Here is a 17,304-nt window from a genome sequence, read left to right as displayed (position 1 = left end):
AACCAACGATTGAAAGGCCGTTTCGATGTCCATTCGTGCCGCCCAGACAGCCGCGTTAAGCGCGCTTCAGGCCAGCCAGTCCGGCATTGCGGTGGCGTCGAACAATATTGCGAACGCCTCGGTCGATGGCTACACCGCGAAAACACAAAGCCTTGCCACCAATACGCTGGCCGGTGCGACAACCGGGGTTAATGTTACCGCCACCGGGTCCACGGTTGATAATTATTTACTGAAATCGATCAGCAGTTCCGCAACCGATAGCGGCTATGCCGATGTTTTTACCAACCCGTTAACCACGGTCAGTTCGGCTTTTGGAACGGTGGGCGAGGATGATTCACTTTCCACCCTGATAACCGACCTTGAAACATCGCTGGCGACATTGGCGTCAAATGCCAGCAGCACATCGCAAAAATCACTGGTTCTGGCCGATGCCGAAAATATTGCCGATAACCTCAACACATTGTCGCAAACCGTGCAAAGCGAACGGGGCAATGCCGATCAGCAAATTGATGAAACGGTCGAACAGGTTAATACCCTACTATATCAGATCCAGTCCTATAACGAACAGCTGACCGGGCTTGCTGCCAGCACAGTTGCTGCCAGCGAACTAACCGATGCGCGCAACCAGGCCATCAATGATTTGTCTGAACTGGTCAATGTTACCTATTTCACCGATTCCACCAACCAGACCCAGATTTATCTTGGTGGCACCCAACTGGTAGGAAGCCAGGTAAACGAACTTTCCTACACCCCGTCAGGGGCGGTCAGTACCGACACCACCTTTGGTGACATTACAGTGAATGGCAATGCGGTAACATCATCAATTGATGCTGGTACGCTGGGCGGGCTGATCGAACTGCGCGACGAAACCTTGCCCGATATTCAGGCCCAGCTTGATAATTTGGCGGTCACCCTGATGGATAGTGTCAATGCGATTACCAATCTGGGGACGGCTTATCCCGGTGTTGACGAACTGACATCCAGCCAGTTGGTATCGGCGGGCGATGCCGTGTCGGGCAGCGGGACGGTTCGGCTGGTAGCAACCGATGATAATGGCGATGCCAGCGAAATTGTTGATATCGATCTTTCAACAATCTCAACCGTGCAGGACCTTGTTGATACCATTAACGCCAGCACCAGCCTGAGTGCGACCCTTAATGATGACGGCACCCTGACCATTGCCGCCACCAGCGACGATGCAAATGTTGCGATCATTAATATGGATGCCGCCTTGGGCAGTGACGACCAGGGATTTTCCGATTATTTCGGATTGAACGACATGTTCACCGGCACATCTGCCGCGAATATAAGCCTTAACAGCGCCTGGCAAGATAACCCGTCGCTGCTGCCGACCGGCAGTGGTGTCTTGGATGCCACCCTTGCCGTGGGTGACAATGTTATTGCGGTTGGCAGTGCCGATATCGCCACCAGCCTGTCGGCCATGTTTGATGAAAACCAGTCTTTTGCGGCTGCAGGCGGTATGGGTGCCACCACGTCGAGCCTGTCAAACTATGCGGCTGAACTGTTGTCTGATGTTGCCCGCCAAACATCGGATGCCCAGACAAATGCCGATGTCGCCGATGCCGCTTATAGCGACCTGGTTGAAAGTTTTTCCAATCAGTACGGGGTCAATCTTGATGAAGAGGCCCTGACCCTTACCAATCTTGAAAGTGCCTATAGCGCCGCCGCCTCTGTTATCGATATTACTAAATCGATGATGGATACCTTGTTGGAAATGGTTCAGTAACGGTTTGATTTCATGAGAGTTTCCACATCTGCCATGCAACAATCCCTGATCACCCAGATGCGTAACGTCCAGACGCAGCTTAATTCTGCGTCAGAGCAAAGCACAACCGGGATCAAATCCACTAATTATGCAGGTGTTGCTGATCAGGCTTATGTTTTGACCAGTCTGTCGTCGGAAATTTCACAGGCATCGAGTTATGCCGATCTGGCTGAAAGCATTCAGGGCCGGGTGGATGTTTATTATGACAGCCTGACCAGCATGACCGAAGTTCTGACCGACATGTTAACCGATATTTCAGCCGCGCAAAGCAGCGGCACCGGGTCGGTCATTGGCCTTAATGATTCGGCACAGTCAGCCCTTGATACAATAGCAACCCTGTTAAATACCCAATATGAAGGTCGTTATCTTTATGCCGGTTCCGCAACTGATACTCTGCCGGTTTCGGTTGATAGTACCACCTATGGCGCAATCACCGTACCGTCATCGGCAGATACATCCTATTATGCGGGCAATAGCGATATGTCATCTGCCCGCGTGGCCGATGGCATGACCGTGGATTATGGCATGACTGCCGATATGGATGCCTTTGAAAATGCGTTACGCGCGCTAAACATCGTTGCCAATGCCAGCACTGACCCGATTGATACTGATGCCCTGTCCGAAGCCACCAGTTTGTTGAATTCGGCCCTTGATGGTATCGGCGAACAACAAACCCGGATGTCGTCCGTGCATTCAGAACTGGAGGCCGTGGTCGATATGCATACCGATTTTCAACTGACTGCCGAAAGCATGGTTTCGGATCTGTCCGAAGTCGATATTGCCGAGGCCATGGTGCGGCTTGATACGCTGTCGGTACAACTTGAGGCATCCTATTCCGCCGTCGCAAAGGTTAGCGATTTGTCGTTGTTTGATTATTTGCGTTGATATGGTGTGGCAGGTGGCATGGCAAATGGTCAAATAGCCAAACATTAAATGAGCTGCCGGTATAGTGGCGCTAGTTAATCCAGGCAGTTGGCTGTTTGATATTCATCGCATCGGCAACGCCGTATTTTTCAAGGATGCTGTTGTAAACACCGTTGGCGCGGATGGTTTTGATGCCCTGATTTAAACTGTCAAGCAAAGTGCGGGCGTCGTCAATCTTGCGGGAAAGACAGCTGTAATACGGGGCCTGGCTGATTTCATGATATTGCAGAAAAATCAGGGTGCTGCGATGTTTGTGGGCCACCAGTACCGGTTCGCGAAACGAATAGATGGCATCGATGCGGTTGTTATACAGCATGCCCAGCAAAATTTGTTCACTGCTGGCCGTTATCACGTTTAATCCGGCATTCACGGCGGCAGTTTCCAGGTTATAGCCGGCAACAACGCCCACCCGTAAATCCCGCGCATCGGCAAGTTTTGCAATGTTTTGCGGTACATGTCCGGCAATGGAAAAAAAGCCAATGCGAACGCGCCCCAGTTCTGCCGAATACAACATGTCGCGTTCGCGCTCGAGGGTATAGGAACATGAACAAAGCCCGTCAACACGGCCTTCTTCTGCCAGAAGATAGGCGCGCTTCCACGGGTAAAACGGGGTGTTAACGGTTAAATTGTTAACGGCAAATGCAGCCCGTAATATTTCGACGTCATAGCCAGGCAGGCGAGCATTTCCGTCGATTTTAGAGGGTGGGAAAGGGTTGCAGGCCAATGTAACCGAGCGACGCGCATCCTCCGCACGTGCCGGTTTTACAGACATGTAGCAGGTAATTGCCAGCAAAATGGCAATTGCCAGTCTGAAAGGCCCAAATTTCATTTTCCCGATCCCCCGGATTCAACGTGTCGGTCGTTTTGTTTAGCCAGTCCCTGGTTGCTGGTTTCTTACTGAACCGTTTGGCATTTTTCGTTTATTGTGGCGGCATAAAAAAAGGGCCGACCCGAACCAGGGCCGACCCTTTCGGAAACAGATGGAAACAGGCGTTATTCGGCAGCTTTTATTTCAGCGCTATTCCGAATGGCAATTTCCTTAACTGCATCATCTACATGTTCTTCGAACTTGGCAAAGTTCTTTTCAAAACGTGCGGTCAGGTTTGCTGCTGCTTTGTCATAGGCTGCCTTGTTGGACCAGCTTTCACGCGGGTTCAACACATTGGCCGGCACATCGCCACATTCGGTCGGGTAGGACAGGCCGAAATACGGGTCAGTTGCAAACGGAACATTCCCCAGTTCGCCGTTCAGGGCTGCGTTTAACAGCGCGCGGGTATAACCGATTTTCATACGCGCCCCTTCGCCAAAGCCACCACCGGACCAGCCGGTATTGACCAGCCAGCAATCGGCACCGTGCTTTTCGATCAGCTCGCCCAGAAGTTTGGCATAAACCGAGGGATGACGCGGCATGAAGGGCGCACCAAAGCAGGCTGAAAATGCCGCAGTCGGTTCCTTGACACCTTTTTCGGTGCCGGCAACCTTGGCGGTGTAACCCGACAGGAAGTGATACATCGCCTGGGCCGAGCTAAGCTTTGCGATCGGCGGTAAAACGCCAAAGGCATCACAGGTCAGCATGACAATGTTTTTCGGGTGGCCGCCACGGCCATTTTCCGACGCATTGGGGATAAATTCGATCGGATAGCACGAACGGGTATTTTCGGTGTGGCGCTGGTCGTCAAGGTCAAGCTCGCGGGTTTGCTTGTTCATGACAACGTTTTCCAAAACCGTGCCAAAGGTTTCGGTGGTGGCGTAAATTTCCGGCTCGGCCTCGCGCGAAAGTTTGATCACCTTGGCATAGCAGCCGCCTTCAAAGTTAAAGACGCCATCTTCGCCCCAGCCATGTTCGTCATCCCCGATCAGGGTGCGCGATGCATCGGCCGACAGGGTGGTTTTACCCGTACCTGACAGGCCAAAGAAAATGGCGGTGTCGCCGTTCGGGCCAATATTGGCCGAACAATGCATCGGCAGAACGTTTTTGGCTGGCAGAATGTGATTAAGAACCGAGAAAATCGATTTCTTCATCTCGCCCGCATACCAGGTGCCACCGATCAGCACCATTTTACGTTCAAAGCTGACCATCACGAAGATTTCGGAACGGGTGCCGTCCACTTCGGGGTCAGACTGAAGGCCAGGCGCATGCAGGATGGTAAAGCCGGGGTCGAAATCGCGCAGGTCTTCTTTGGGTGGCTGAATGAACATGTTGCGCACAAACAGGTTGTGCCAGGCATTTTCATTGATGATGCGCACCGGCAGGCGGAACTGCGGATCGGAACCGGCGTAACAATCCTGTACGAACAGTTCGGTACCCTGAAAATATGCGCGCATTTTTTGATACATGCGCTCAAATACTTCCGGGGAAACCGGGCGGTTTACATCGCCCCAGTCAATATCGGCTTTGACAGAATCTTCTTCGACGATATAGCGGTCCTGTGGGGAACGGCCGGTATGTTCGCCGGTCAGGGCGACAAAGGCACCACCCTTGGCAATTTTGCCTTCCGAACGACGGATGGCGTGTTCATAAAGTCCGGCAGCGTCCAAATTCCAGTGAACGGCGCCAAGATTTTTGAGGCCATGTTTTTCAAGGCCTACACGGCTGACAACGGGTCCTGATTGCAGCACAGATCTCTCCTAGTGGGATCAAGAAGTCTGGGGTTTATGTCTTGATATGCAAGGGTCCCGTGGGGTGGGTCCCTGACATTGCGACATATTGTTACAATGACATGGCAAAAGCAACCGCTGCTTTGGGCAAATAACCCGCATTTTGCCCCCCGTTTTCCGAATGTGAAAATGCCATGTTCGTATATGCAAAAAAGGCCGGAAATCTGCCGTTTTATGTCGGTTTTTTGTGCTGTTTCTGACCCATTTCTACCAGAATCTTTTGCCCCTCGATCATGCTGCTTATTGTATGAGGAAAATCGATTCGCAAGACTGTATCGTTACAGGTCAAATTCATGCCGTCACAGTCGATTGTGATCACTTTCCAGCCGGTGGCGGAGTCGTCGCTGGCGGGGGCTTTTTGCATTGCAATTTTGTCAATCAGGCCTTGCTGGCTGGTATTAAGGTGCTGAACCAGGGCGTCGTGGTGTTGGGCAAGCTCCCGGGCGTTACCAAAAACCAGCTGGTCGCCTCGTAACCGCCGCTGTTTGCCAAAACCGCCCACCCAATATGCCGCCACGACATTGACCCGGTAAAACCCGAAATCACCGAAACCGGCATAAAGGGCGGCATCGGGCTGACAGGCCAGATAATAACGTCGCAAAAAATCGTCGTCAGTACGTGTGGCGGTGCCAAATACGGTTAATCGTTGGGTATCGGTCAGGGGCGGGGATGGCGGGCAGGGTGCAGGCGGCGTTGGCGAAGATGCCGTGCCCGGGTTAACGGGCGATGCAGAGGCCACGGGGTCTGCGGGCCTGAATAACAGTGAAACCCTTGGATCGTTATGAATATGGCGGGTGTGATCAGCCAGTTCCGAAATCAGGATGATCGGGGACCCGTCGATATAAATTACCGGATGCACAAAGGATGCGACGGGCCAGCCATTTTCAACCTGGCCATGCTCGCAAGCCAGGGTGGCAAGGGTTGCCCCGGGCGCATTACGCATCAGGCGGCGTAAACTGGTTGTGTCATTTCCAGGCTGGTCGGATGGCTGTTTCACGGCTTGCTTTCCCGGTTACGGTGGCAAAAGGTATGCGCAATTTTAAAGCGTTTATTTAAAATTTTAATCTATCGAATGGTTGTTAAACCGTTGATGCGTCCCGATCTCCATATAAGTAAATTTTTATACTGGGTTTAAGGGGAATATTCGCAGCTGAAATGTCGTAAAAAGTATAGGGATTGCAGATAAATTATACGCAAGGTTGGTTTTCGCTAGCTTAAAGATGTTTTGCATCCCTCTTTTCCCGGCATAGTATCGAACATAGGGGATACTACGGATTACAATGTATTTAGACAGGCACCGACAATGCACAGGCGCCTGTTTGAGTTGAATGTTTGACAGACTGCCGATGGCAGTGTGTTGGTGGCTTGAAGGGGAACGGGATAAGTGACCAGCGAACACTACGATGTTATTCACATTTTAGATGAACCGGGTGAGGAAGGCGTCTTGCAGGAGGACACGGTTGTTTATCCTGCAAGTGTATCTGCGGCACCCTGGAAAATTCTGGTTGTGGATGATGATGTTGATGTTCATGAGGCGACCGAATTTGCCCTGCGCAAGATTACAATTCTGGGCCGCAAACTGGAGCTGATACACGCCTATTCGGGTGAGGAAGGCAACCGCGTTTTTAATGCAAACAGCGACATTGCCGTGTTGCTGCTTGATGTGGTGATGGAAGAAGAACATGCCGGTTTGCAACTGGTACGTCAGTTGCGTGAGCAGGGCCATCATAAACCGCGCATTATTTTGCGAACAGGGCACCCTGGTTATGCCCCCGAAAGCCGCATTATCCGCGACTACGACATCAATGATTACCGCACCAAGGACGAGCTAACCCGCACCCGCCTGATTACAACCCTGACGGCCTCTATTCGTGCCTATGATTACATCAATATGCTGGAACAAACCCGTTCCGGGCTGGAACTGATTATTGAAAGCACGCGCGATCTTTATCATCGCCGCAGCTTTGATCTGTTTGCCCAAGGGGTGCTGGTCCAACTGGCAGCGCTGTTGCGTCTGGAACCGGAGGGGGCGATTTGTGCTATCGGTCCGTCCCAGGATGAAAACAATCCCATTCATGCCTTGCCGATTATTGCCGGTCTTGGGCGGTTTAGCGAGCAGATCGGTCTTGATATTGCCAGTCTGCCCGGGATTGATATTGATGCCCTGAGCCGTCTTCCGTTTAATCATCATGAACCGGTGCTGATTGGCAAAAGCATTGCCATGCGGTTTGCCGCTAACAAGGACCGGGAATTACTGGTGTATTTTGAGCATGCCGGTGGCATTGAAAAAGATGCGATTTCCCTGTTGCGGCTGTTTTCAGGCAATCTGGCCCTGTGCTTTGAAAATCTGGCCCTGATCAAGCGGCTTGATGAACTGGCCTTTGTCGATCAGAAACTTGGCATTCCCAACCATAACGCCTATTTCCGCAAACTTTCCGATATCATCGATATTCATAACAAGGATTGCCATGTCGCCCTTGTCTCGATTGATGAAGCCCCGCAATTTGCCGTGGCTTTCGGGATGGAATTTATCGACCGGTTGATTCTGGCGGTTCATTCCCGGATGAAAGTCATGATTGGCAAGGACATTTTTGTTGCCCGTCTGGGGGAGTTCCGCCTTGCAGTTATCGATGAAAACTGTGTGATTGGCGAAGCGATTTTGTCGTCGGTGTTTGATCACGCATTTATGATCGAAGACAATAACATTGCTTTGTCGGCCACCATTGGCGTGGTCCGCGAAGGGGTGAAAAACCATGAATCGGTTGCTGTGGATCGGGCCGTGCGCACCACATTGTTGCGTGCGACGCAAAAAACACCGGGCCGGGCCATGCTTTATACCCCCGATCTTGAAGATAACATTGCCCGTTCTGTTCAGTTACGGGCCGGACTTCATGATGCTTTGCAAAATGGCGATATCGCATTTCATTTTCAGCCCCAGTTGGCGCTGGGCACCGGTGCCTTGATCGGGGCCGAGGTGCTGGCGCGATGGACATTTAAGGGTGCTCCGGTTTCGCCGGCCTATTTTATTCCGGTGGCGGAAAAAAGCGGGCTGATTTCAGAACTGACATTTCAGGCATTACGGGCGGTGGGGCTGTTTGTGGCCAAACGCAAGGCGCAGGCGTTGCCCGAAATTCGCGTTTCCCTGAACCTGTCGGTATCCGATATCAATCAGAAAGAATTTATTCCGCAATTGTTGAAAAATGTGCGTGACGCGGATTTAACGCCCGCGACATTGCAGTTTGAAATCACCGAAAGTTTCGCAGTGCAAGGGGCCAGCGATGCGCTGGTGGCGATAAACAAGCTAAAAGATGCCGGTTTCCGGTTGTCGCTCGATGACTTTGGTACCGGTTTTTCATCGCTTAGCTATCTTGATCATTTGCCGATTGATGAAGTGAAAATTGACCGGTCTTTTGTCAGCCCGCTTCAGGTTGTGACAGCACGGCAAAGTATTGCCGCATCGACCCAGACAATTGCCGATAATCTGGGGCTGGAGGTTTTGGCTGAAGGTGTGGAAACGGTTGAACAGCACCAGATATTGCGGTTCATCGGTGTAAAGTTTGTGCAGGGGTTTCTGTATGGGCGCCCCATGCCGGAGGCCGATTTTATGACCTGGGAACAAAATTGGGATATGGCAAAGGTTGTTAATCAATGACAACCGCCCGTCGGGGAATGATCAGACGCGCCCAGGAAGGTGTTCTGTCAAGGGCGGTCAGCTTTCATTCGTTGCTTCTGTCACTGCATTTCTGGTGGCTGTTCAGCCTTATTTTCACATTATGTTCCGTGATAATGGTCGCGGGCGTTTTCTTTTGGACACAGGCAGAGCAAAATTCCCTGCGCGAGGATAGGGAACTGGTACTTGAGCGTATTACCAACCGCCGCGAAAACGTGCTTTTCAATGCGTTTATCAGTTTCGAACAACAATTGCTGATTGCTGCAGAAACAGATGACATTCGAAAGTTCCGGACAGAGGAAAACAGTGCTGCGTTCCATTTGTCAGTTATTGTCAATCAGCTGCCAAATATTTTTCAGGCTCGCATCCTTTCAAAGGATGGCATGGAAGTTATTCGGGTTGATCGCATTGGTAATCGTGCTGCCTATATCCCGGCAAACAAATTACAAAATAAATCTGACCGTTATTATTTTAAGCGTGCCCGCAAACTTATGGCAAACGAGATTTATATCTCGCCTCTGGACCTGAATGTTGAAAATGGCACGATCGAACTGCCCTGGCGACCGACTGTTCGGCTGGTTACACAGATTTCTGATAAAAACGGTGATACAGAAGGTTACCTGATTTTCAATATTGATGCTGCGGATATGCTGACCGAGTTTGGGCATTTTGCGCCGCGTAATCTTGATACTGCTCTTCTTAACGAGGACGGATACTGGCTTGCAGGAAAAGAAACCAGCGAACTTTGGGGGTTTATGACGGGCAGCGGCAGGTCCTTGGCAACCGATGATCCTGCTTTGTGGGAACTGCTAAAAAAACAGAAAAGTGAAGGCGTTTTTGAGTATGACGGCCAGCTTCTTACCGTTCGGCGTCTACCGCTGGCGGGTATTGTTGCGGGCGGTGGATTAACCAGCCGCAGGGTTGAAGATAAAAACCTGATTATTTTGGGCAGTACCAGGGTGGAAAGCCGTTTGTTCTCCCCCGAAACACGCGATTTTATTTTTATCGGGATCTGGTTTTTGCTTAGCGGGGCCTTGTCATGGATATTGGCCTATCACGTTATAAAACGTGAGCAATCCCGCGAAATTCAGCAACGCGTAGACGTGCAATTGCAGGAAGTACAACGTATGGCATCGTTGGGACGCATTGTGGCGGGGGTGGCGCATGAATTGCGTACGCCAATTGGCAATGCCCTGACCACGGTTTCTGCCCTGTCCGAAGATGTCGATGACCTGACGGCAGCGTTTAAATCGTCGGAAATAAAACGCAGTACACTGGATCAGCATCTGGCCGACCTTAAAGACGGATGCAAGATTGTTCAGTCCAATATTGAACGTGCCATCGCCCTGATTGGCCATTTTAAACGGACGGCCACCGACCAAAGCACGCAAAAACGGCGGCAGTTTGATTTGAGAAATGTGCTAAATTCGTTGCTTGAAACAGTACGCCCGGAATTTCGCAAAGCCAGCATTGTGGTGCGCAAGGATTGCCCGGCTGGTTTGCAAATGGAAAGTTATCCCAGTGCGATTGATCAGATTATTTTAAACCTGCTGCAAAATGCCAAAATTCATGCTTTTGCCGGGCGTAAATCAGGAACGATATCGGTTCGGGCTTTTAAACTGTCAGAAAAAACGATTTGCATTGAAGTGGCCGACGATGGCGTTGGCATTCCCGAAGAATTCCGCGAGCGCATTTTTGAACCATTCTGGTCAACCAGATGGAACAGTGGCGGCAGTGGTTTGGGGTTAAGCGTGGTGGCAAATGTGGTTAATCGCGTGTTGATGGGCGAAATCACGGTTAACAGCGTGCTGGATGAGGGAACAACATTTCGAATTGTTGTGCCGATAACCGCAAGCCAGGCCAGCATTGCCACCGATGTGCAATATAATGCGGATTAAAGGTCATGCCTTTTAAAGGAAATATACTTTAGCCTTTGGCGTTACCGTCGCCCGGCGGGGGGGGCCCTGTTCCGATGTCAGGTGGTCAGGCTTTTTTGCCGGATCCGGTTTTGGCCTGGCGGTCCCGTGCTGTTTTCAAGATGCGTTTTTTCAGGCCGTCGCTGGCGGTGCGCCATTGGCCGATTTCATCAATCGTGCGAAAACAACCGGTGCAAACCTTGCCGTTTGTGTTTAGCTGGCAAATGCCAACACATGGGGATGATACCGACATTTTTGATGACGCCTGACTTTAGGATATGAACCGGAGAGCGTTGATTTTATCGTCGTCACGCTGACCGGTAGCACGGGTTTTATCGGGCATGTAAAACATGCTGTAAATGCCCGAATGCGTAAAAACCCCCTTTTACGCATGAGGAAACACGCAAAAGGGGGCTTAAAACTGTGATGTCAGTGCAGTTTTGTTTTACGACCCCGTATCAACACCAGGGTCGGGCCTGTTACAGGCGATCAAACCATTGGCTGACCTGCCGGTCGGCTTCTTCGCGTTCGATCCCATAGGCTTCCTGAATTTTTCCGACAAGTTTGTCGCGGCTACCATCGACGCGATCAATGTCGTCATCGGTCAGTTGGCCCCATTGCTGTTTGACGCTGCCGCGCAATTGCTTCCATTTGCCTTCAATTTGATCCCAATTCATTGTGGATCTCCTGTCCTGTCATTTAGGATTATGCGTTTTTAGGCGTCAGACCGCAGGGAATTTTGCGTCGGGCAAGAGCATCTTTTCCCACCGGGCTAACTGGTAATAGAACGGTTGGGCGGGGCAGATGTTCCGCATCTGGGCTGGTACTCTCCTTGTGTCAGTCAGGGGTGTTTTGGTGGAAATGCCAAATTATCGTTGTCCCTCACAGGGATAACGGGCTGGCAAAGGCGGGTTATTTTACCCGGTTTTCGCGTTTGAACCGTTTGGCAGGAAGATGGGAAAAGGCCTTGATCGCCCCTTGCCAGGAAGGTCGAAATTGGCGGTTAGCTAGACATAACTGCGCCCCGGCTTGATCCGGTCGCCCCTTCGGGCTATAGCCGGACAACAAATTATATTTTGGAGTGTGTGAAAGCGCACAAGGCGTGCAGCACGGAGGAAAATGATGCGCGGTTATTTCGGGATCGGGATCGAGGGGGCCAGCAAACCCTTGAATGTCGGCACCCTGTTTCGGTCGGCCCATGCCTTTGGTGCCAGTTTTGCCTTCACCGTTGATGCGGATTTTGAAGACGAAACCAACAATGCCACCGATACCTCAAAGGCATCCGAACAGATGCCGTATTATCATTTCCCCGATCTCGACAATATGATGCTGCCCACCGGCTGTTCGCTGGTGGGCGTGGAACTGACCCCCGATGCGATCGAGTTGCCCAGTTTCAAACATCCGTCGCGTGCGGCCTATGTTTTTGGCCCCGAACGCGGTGATTTGTCGCCGGAAACCCAGGAACATTGCGACTTTATCCTGAAAATCCCGATGAAATTTTGCATCAATGTGGCGATTGCCGCCAATATCGTGATGTATGACCGGTTGATTACGCTGGGCCGTTTTGCCCCGCGGCCCATCCGCGCCGGCGGCCCGACCGAGGAAAAACCGGTGCCATTTCATGGTCGCCAGTTGTTTCGCACCTTGAAAGACAAAAAGAAAGCCAATCCCGAAACGTTCCGCCGTGCCCCGCCGCCTGATTACAGTGTGGTTGATGGTGCGCTGGTCGAAAATGATGACGACGATTGATTGATCGCTGTTTCGGCCTGCCTTTTGGGTGGGTGACATAAAAAAACAACGACCATGCGGGAGGCAACATGGTCGTTGTAAGGAACCACCGGGTATCAGGGGATGCCGGTGGTTGGGGTAAAAGGCACCGCGCAGGCGGAAATATGCGCGATGCTGTAATGACTGGGTCAGGCAGCTTTGCTGCTGCCTGCTGTGCTTGTTTCGCTCTCGCTTTCGCTTTGAATTTCACCTTTATCTTTGCCACTGGGGCTGCCTTGAGGGTTGCGCAGCAAATTGGCAATCATGTGCATCCCGGCATCGCCTTGAAGGGTTAACAGGCTTTCGGGGTGAAACTGCACCGCACTGATCGGCAATGACGTGTGGCGAATGCCCATAATCACCCCGTCACTGCTTTGGGCTGTCACAATCAGGTCCTTGGGCAGGCTGTCAGGGTTGGCAAACAGCGAATGATATCGCCCCACCACAATGTCTTCGGGCAGGCCGGTAAATAGCGGGTCATTGGCATCAAGCCGTACTTTCGACGGTTTGCCGTGCATGGGGGTTGCCAGTTGCCCCAGGTCACCGCCGAAAAATTCAACAATGCCCTGAAGGCCAAGGCAAACGCCAAAAACCGGCAGGCCATGTGCCAGCGCACGTTCGATATTGCCCTTTAAATTGTAATCATCGGGGCGTCCGGGGCCGGGCGATAAAAACACCAGATCGGGTTTGTAATCATCAAATACGGCATCGGGGAAGCCGGGCCGCATGGTCAGGGTTTCGGCGCCGGTGGCGCGGATATAGCTGGCAAGGTTTTGCACAAAGCTGTCTTCATGGTCGATCAGCAACACCCGCTTGCCAATGCCCGACCGGGTCGGGTCATCGACCACAATATTGCTATCGGGCCGGGTGATGGCATCAATCATTGCCGATGCCTTCAGCACGGTTTCAGCTTCCTCGGCGGCGGATTGCGAATCATATAGCAATGTTGCTCCGGCGCGGACTTCGGCAATGCCCTGTTTCAGGCGCACGGTGCGCAAAGTCAGGCCAGTATTAAGATCGCCATTGCACAAAACCGCGCCAATCGCCCCGCCATACCAGGCACGCGGGCTGCGTTCGACATTTTCAATATGGGTCATGGCGGCCCGTTTGGGCGCACCGGTTACGGTAACGGCCCAGCAATGGGTTAAAAATGCATCAAGGGCGTCAAACCCGGTGCGCAGGCGGCCTTCTACATGGTCCACAGTATGGATCAGGCGTGAATACATTTCGATTTGGCGACGGCCAATAATGCGGATCGAACCGGGGTTGCATACCCGTGCCTTGTCGTTACGATCCACATCGGTGCACATCGTAAGTTCGGATTCTTCCTTGGCCGAATTTAACAGGGTTCGAATGTTTTCGGCATCCTCGATGGCATCGCGTCCGCGGGCAATGGTGCCTGAAATGGGGCAGGTTTCCACCCGTTTGCCGCTGACGCGCACATACATTTCGGGCGAGGCACCAATCAGATGTTCACCGTGGCCCAGATTGATCAAAAAGCCATAAGGGGCCGGGTTGCGCCGTTTTAAGCGGCGGAAAATTTCGGACGGGGCAGTTGTGCACTCGGTGCGAAAAACCCGCGATGGCACGACTTCAAACAATTCGCCGCGGGCAAAACGCGGTTTTGCATCATCAACGATTTTGGCGTAATCCCCCTCGGGCATATCATTTTCAGCCAGCTGGTTACTGCCGCGTGAAGGCGGGTGTGCGGCACCGATGCGTGCCATTCCATCCGTTGTGTCGCCATTCGGGGTGCTAAATTCATAATCAAACCGCATGGCGTGGTGCGCGGCGTGGTCAACGGTGATGATGCTGTCGGGCAAATACAGGTGGATGTCCTTATGATCTGCCGGGCGGTCCTGCTTTAAGGCAATCTGTTCAAATTGCAGGGCCAGATCATAGCCAAAACTGCCATATAGCCCCAGTCGTTCATCGCCTTTATGGGCAAACAGGTCGCGCAAGGCACGCACGACTGAAAACAGGCTGGGCTGCTGGCTGCGTTCTTCTTCGGCAAACCATTTGGCGGGCTGCCCTACCGTGCCATAAATGCCATCATCGCCTGCAGTAACACCTTCGATATGCGGATGGTTTTCCAAAACCGGAATGATTACGGGTAATAATACCCGGCCCCGGTCATTTAACGCATGAATGGCAAATCCGCGATCCCGCCCGGTAAATTCCAGTGGCGGCTGGGCAAACCCCATATCCCAGCGCGAATATCGCCCCGGAAATTCATAGGACGATGACAGCAAAACACCCTTTGCCGTATCCAGACTATCAATCAGCCCGGCGGTGGCATTTTCGTAATCAATGTCGATCTGGCGGCGCAAAATGGCAACGCCACCATCGCTGACATATCGGTATTCACCGGTGGGGGTGTCGTCGTTTGTGGCACTGTTTGGCGAAGTCTGGAACGGTGTGGTCACGGGAAGTCTCCTGTTGTGGGGCACAGCCACAGACGGAGAATGTTTTTCAGCTAGATAAAGGGAGTGCCTGAAAACAAAAAACCGCCTGCAAAATCAGGCGGCCGGAATATGGTCAAGACATGGGGTTGGCCGCCCGCTTTAAGCGCGCCACCACCAACGATTTGCAATGCGGATCGGGGTCATGTCTTGTGTTTTCATGGGTAAAATATGCGCGGGCTATCGGGTGACGTCAAGCCTTTTGATCGGATCAGCGAATTTGGTGGCGTTACCGGCCACGGACGCGGTCGGTAACCTCGATCCGCAGGGCCTTACGGCAGTGGGGGCAAAACAGGGTATCATCCACAATATGGCCACGATGAACCTCGCGCACATCATTGATAATCAGTTCGGCCTGTTCATCGGTCAGGCCCAGTTCTTCCTGGTGCGATTGTAGCCGGGTGCGCATGGCATCGGTTAAATGTGCCCCGCCTTGCAAATGTTGTGCGGCGGTCTGACGATAGGTTTCTTCGCGGCGGCGCAATTCACTGCTAAAGGCCGAAGCCAGAATACCGGCAGGTACGGCAACCATGACAATGCCGCTAAGTGCGATGAAAGCAGCCAGAATTTTGCCGCCGACCGTAACGGGCACCACATCGCCATACCCTACCGTCGAGAGGGTAATGATCGACCAGTACAGGGTTTTGGGCAAATTGCCGAATGTTTCAGGCTGTATCTGGTGTTCGAGCAGATAAATCGCGCCTGAACTGAAAATCAGAAAACAAGCCAGCCCGGTGCTGGCCGCCCCCAACATGCCGATTTGTTGGCGCAGAACCGTTGTCAGCAGGTCCATCCCGTGGGAATAGCGGGTAAATTTCAACAAACGCAGTAAACGCATGATACGGATGAAGCGCAAATCGATGTTGGTGAGCAAGAGCAGAAAAACTGGTAAAATCGATACCAGATCCACAAGGGCCATCGGGCTTGCAATATAGCGCAACCGGCCGAACCGACCGGCAAACCGTTCGTCATCCGGCGCGCTCCAGATGCGCAGCAGATATTCCAGGGTAAAGGCCGAACTACAAACAATTTCAATGGCCCAGAACCAGTCGATATGGTTGCGGGCAAAGGGTTCGACGGTGTCCATCACCACCGATGCAACATTGATGACAATCAGCAGCGACAATGCCCCATGCACGGCCATCGTTACCGGTTCGCGGCGCTCCTTGGCGCGCAAAATATCCGAACAGCGTTGGCGCAGGGTTTGGCTCATGAAGAAAGGCTCCGTCTATGACTTTTATGTCGCACCAAAATGCGATCAGGTCGTCATAGTGCGCATCGCTATTTCAGAAAACAGTAATTTATCGATGATGGCAATGACCTGTGCTGTATCTCAATAAAAAACCGTGCCCCGGCCTCATCGGGCCAACGCACGGCATGTTGTTTGTGCAACGGGTTAATAACCCTTGGCTGCACGAATAAAGGCATTGATTTTGCGGGCGTCTTTGACACCGCGCGTACGTTCCACCCCGGATGACACATCGACCCAGGGGGCATTGGAAATTTCAACGGCCTCGGCGATGTTGTCGGGGTTTAGACCGCCGGCCAGCATCCAGTTGCTTGTCCAGGTGCGGCCTGCCAGCAAGGTCCAGTCAAAACTGACGGCATTGCCACCGGGAAGGGTACTGTCTTTGGGGGGCTTGGCATCAAACAGCAAAAAGTCGGCGATACCGTCATAGGTTTTTTCTGCGCTGTCCAAATCTGCGGTAGTGCTTACCGAAATGGCCTTCATTGTTTTGAGGCCAAACACGTCCTGCACTTCTTTTACCCGGTCAGGTGTTTCGCTGCCATGAAGCTGAATCATATCAAGGTTGCCTGCCTTGACGGCGTTGGCGATGGCTTCGTTTCCGGCATCGACAAACAGGCCGACTTTTAAAATGCTGCCGGGGACGCGTTCGGTCAGGGTTGCGGCCCCGTTAAGCGAAATGTGACGCGGGCTGGGCGGGAAAAACACATATCCAAGGGCATCAGCACCTGCACTCATGGCCGCGATGACAGCATCCTCGCTGTTAATGCCGCAAATTTTAACCATACAGCTCATGGCAGATCCTGTTTGTAATGATTTCATATAACAGCGTGTTGATATTTTTCCTTACCAGAAACCAACCATCTTCAACAGGA

13 protein-coding genes are annotated in these 17,304 nt (G+C 52.2%); 5 read left to right on the top strand and 8 right to left on the bottom strand.

Features of this window, described 5'->3' with window-relative positions; all coding sequences use genetic code 11:
• Positions 1 to 25 precede the first annotated feature (25 nt).
• Both flgK and J4E05_RS22140 read left to right on the top strand, forming a co-directional pair.
• A complete protein-coding gene (flgK, locus tag J4E05_RS22145; protein ID WP_349600257.1) occupies positions 26 to 1,747 on the top strand; it encodes a flagellar hook-associated protein FlgK in 1,722 nt (573 codons plus the stop codon).
• Positions 1,748 to 1,759: 12 nt separating this feature from the next.
• Positions 1,760 to 2,671 carry a flagellin gene (locus J4E05_RS22140; protein ID WP_349600256.1) on the top strand — a complete coding sequence of 304 codons (912 nt, stop codon included), beginning with the start codon at positions 1,760 to 1,762 and terminating at the stop codon, positions 2,669 to 2,671.
• Positions 2,672 to 2,741: 70 nt separating this feature from the next.
• Here the strand turns inward: J4E05_RS22140 and J4E05_RS22135 are convergent, their stop codons facing one another.
• The 3 genes from J4E05_RS22135 to J4E05_RS22125 form a co-directional block, all read right to left on the bottom strand.
• Complete coding sequence (locus tag J4E05_RS22135) at positions 2,742 to 3,539, bottom strand: substrate-binding periplasmic protein (protein WP_349600254.1); 798 nt, start codon at positions 3,537 to 3,539, stop codon at positions 2,742 to 2,744.
• Positions 3,540 to 3,703: 164 nt separating this feature from the next.
• Positions 3,704 to 5,329 carry a phosphoenolpyruvate carboxykinase gene (locus J4E05_RS22130; protein WP_085592803.1) on the bottom strand — a complete coding sequence of 542 codons (1,626 nt, stop codon included), beginning with the start codon at positions 5,327 to 5,329 and terminating at the stop codon, positions 3,704 to 3,706.
• A 211-nt stretch (positions 5,330 to 5,540) separates the two neighbouring features.
• Positions 5,541 to 6,365, bottom strand: coding sequence for a HugZ family pyridoxamine 5'-phosphate oxidase (locus tag J4E05_RS22125; RefSeq protein ID WP_349600252.1), 825 nt, complete (start codon positions 6,363 to 6,365; stop codon positions 5,541 to 5,543).
• Positions 6,366 to 6,752: 387 nt separating this feature from the next.
• On the opposite strand from J4E05_RS22125, the gene J4E05_RS22120 reads away from it, so the two are divergent.
• Both J4E05_RS22120 and J4E05_RS22115 read left to right on the top strand, forming a co-directional pair.
• Complete coding sequence (locus J4E05_RS22120) at positions 6,753 to 9,020, top strand: putative bifunctional diguanylate cyclase/phosphodiesterase (RefSeq protein WP_349600249.1); 2,268 nt, start codon at positions 6,753 to 6,755, stop codon at positions 9,018 to 9,020.
• Complete coding sequence (locus tag J4E05_RS22115) at positions 9,017 to 10,936, top strand: sensor histidine kinase (protein ID WP_349600247.1); 1,920 nt, start codon at positions 9,017 to 9,019, stop codon at positions 10,934 to 10,936. The genes J4E05_RS22120 and J4E05_RS22115 overlap by 4 nt, the downstream gene beginning before the upstream one ends.
• 85 nt (positions 10,937 to 11,021) lie before the next feature.
• Here J4E05_RS22115 and J4E05_RS22110 read toward each other — a convergent pair whose 3' ends face one another.
• Positions 11,022 to 11,207 (bottom strand): DUF1289 domain-containing protein, encoded by a 186-nt coding sequence (locus J4E05_RS22110; RefSeq protein WP_349600245.1) that lies wholly within the window; start codon positions 11,205 to 11,207, stop codon positions 11,022 to 11,024.
• Between the two features lie 226 nt (positions 11,208 to 11,433).
• Complete coding sequence (locus J4E05_RS22105) at positions 11,434 to 11,631, bottom strand: CsbD family protein (RefSeq protein WP_085584542.1); 198 nt, start codon at positions 11,629 to 11,631, stop codon at positions 11,434 to 11,436.
• Positions 11,632 to 12,076: 445 nt separating this feature from the next.
• Here J4E05_RS22105 and J4E05_RS22100 point away from each other — a divergent pair, with 445 nt between their 5' ends.
• Entirely contained in the window at positions 12,077 to 12,703 is a 627-nt protein-coding gene (locus J4E05_RS22100) for an RNA methyltransferase (protein ID WP_085592812.1), read from the top strand.
• Positions 12,704 to 12,870: 167 nt separating this feature from the next.
• Here the strand turns inward: J4E05_RS22100 and J4E05_RS22095 are convergent, their stop codons facing one another.
• The 3 genes from J4E05_RS22095 to J4E05_RS22085 form a co-directional block, all read right to left on the bottom strand.
• Positions 12,871 to 15,147, bottom strand: a complete 2,277-nt coding sequence (locus J4E05_RS22095; protein WP_349600243.1) for an anthranilate synthase component I — start codon at positions 15,145 to 15,147, stop codon at positions 12,871 to 12,873.
• Between the two features lie 265 nt (positions 15,148 to 15,412).
• Positions 15,413 to 16,396 carry an ion transporter gene (locus J4E05_RS22090; RefSeq protein WP_349600241.1) on the bottom strand — a complete coding sequence of 328 codons (984 nt, stop codon included), beginning with the start codon at positions 16,394 to 16,396 and terminating at the stop codon, positions 15,413 to 15,415.
• 183 nt (positions 16,397 to 16,579) lie between these two features.
• Positions 16,580 to 17,224 (bottom strand): phosphoribosylanthranilate isomerase, encoded by a 645-nt coding sequence (locus tag J4E05_RS22085; RefSeq protein ID WP_349600238.1) that lies wholly within the window; start codon positions 17,222 to 17,224, stop codon positions 16,580 to 16,582.
• Positions 17,225 to 17,304 lie beyond the last annotated feature (80 nt).

The sequence above is a fragment of the Thalassospira sp. NFXS8 genome (assembly GCF_040148805.1).
Taxonomy (GTDB): Bacteria; Pseudomonadota; Alphaproteobacteria; order Rhodospirillales; family Thalassospiraceae; genus Thalassospira.
This window is presented reverse-complemented; position numbering and strand designations above follow the sequence as displayed.

Bases quoted from the DNA above. Each gene is read 5' to 3' on its own strand.
- flgK (WP_349600257.1), top strand. From the start codon at position 26: ATGTCCATTCGTGCCGCCCAGACAGCCGCGTTAAGCGCGCTTCAGGCC.
- J4E05_RS22140 (WP_349600256.1), top strand. From the start codon at position 1,760: ATGAGAGTTTCCACATCTGCCATGCAACAATCCCTGATCACCCAGATG.
- J4E05_RS22135 (WP_349600254.1), bottom strand. From the start codon at position 3,539: ATGAAATTTGGGCCTTTCAGACTGGCAATTGCCATTTTGCTGGCAATT.
- J4E05_RS22115 (WP_349600247.1), top strand. From the start codon at position 9,017: ATGACAACCGCCCGTCGGGGAATGATCAGACGCGCCCAGGAAGGTGTT.
- J4E05_RS22110 (WP_349600245.1), bottom strand. From the start codon at position 11,207: ATGTCGGTATCATCCCCATGTGTTGGCATTTGCCAGCTAAACACAAAC.
- J4E05_RS22105 (WP_085584542.1), bottom strand. From the start codon at position 11,631: ATGAATTGGGATCAAATTGAAGGCAAATGGAAGCAATTGCGCGGCAGC.
- J4E05_RS22100 (WP_085592812.1), top strand. From the start codon at position 12,077: ATGCGCGGTTATTTCGGGATCGGGATCGAGGGGGCCAGCAAACCCTTG.
- J4E05_RS22090 (WP_349600241.1), bottom strand. From the start codon at position 16,396: ATGAGCCAAACCCTGCGCCAACGCTGTTCGGATATTTTGCGCGCCAAG.
- J4E05_RS22085 (WP_349600238.1), bottom strand. From the start codon at position 17,224: ATGAGCTGTATGGTTAAAATTTGCGGCATTAACAGCGAGGATGCTGTC.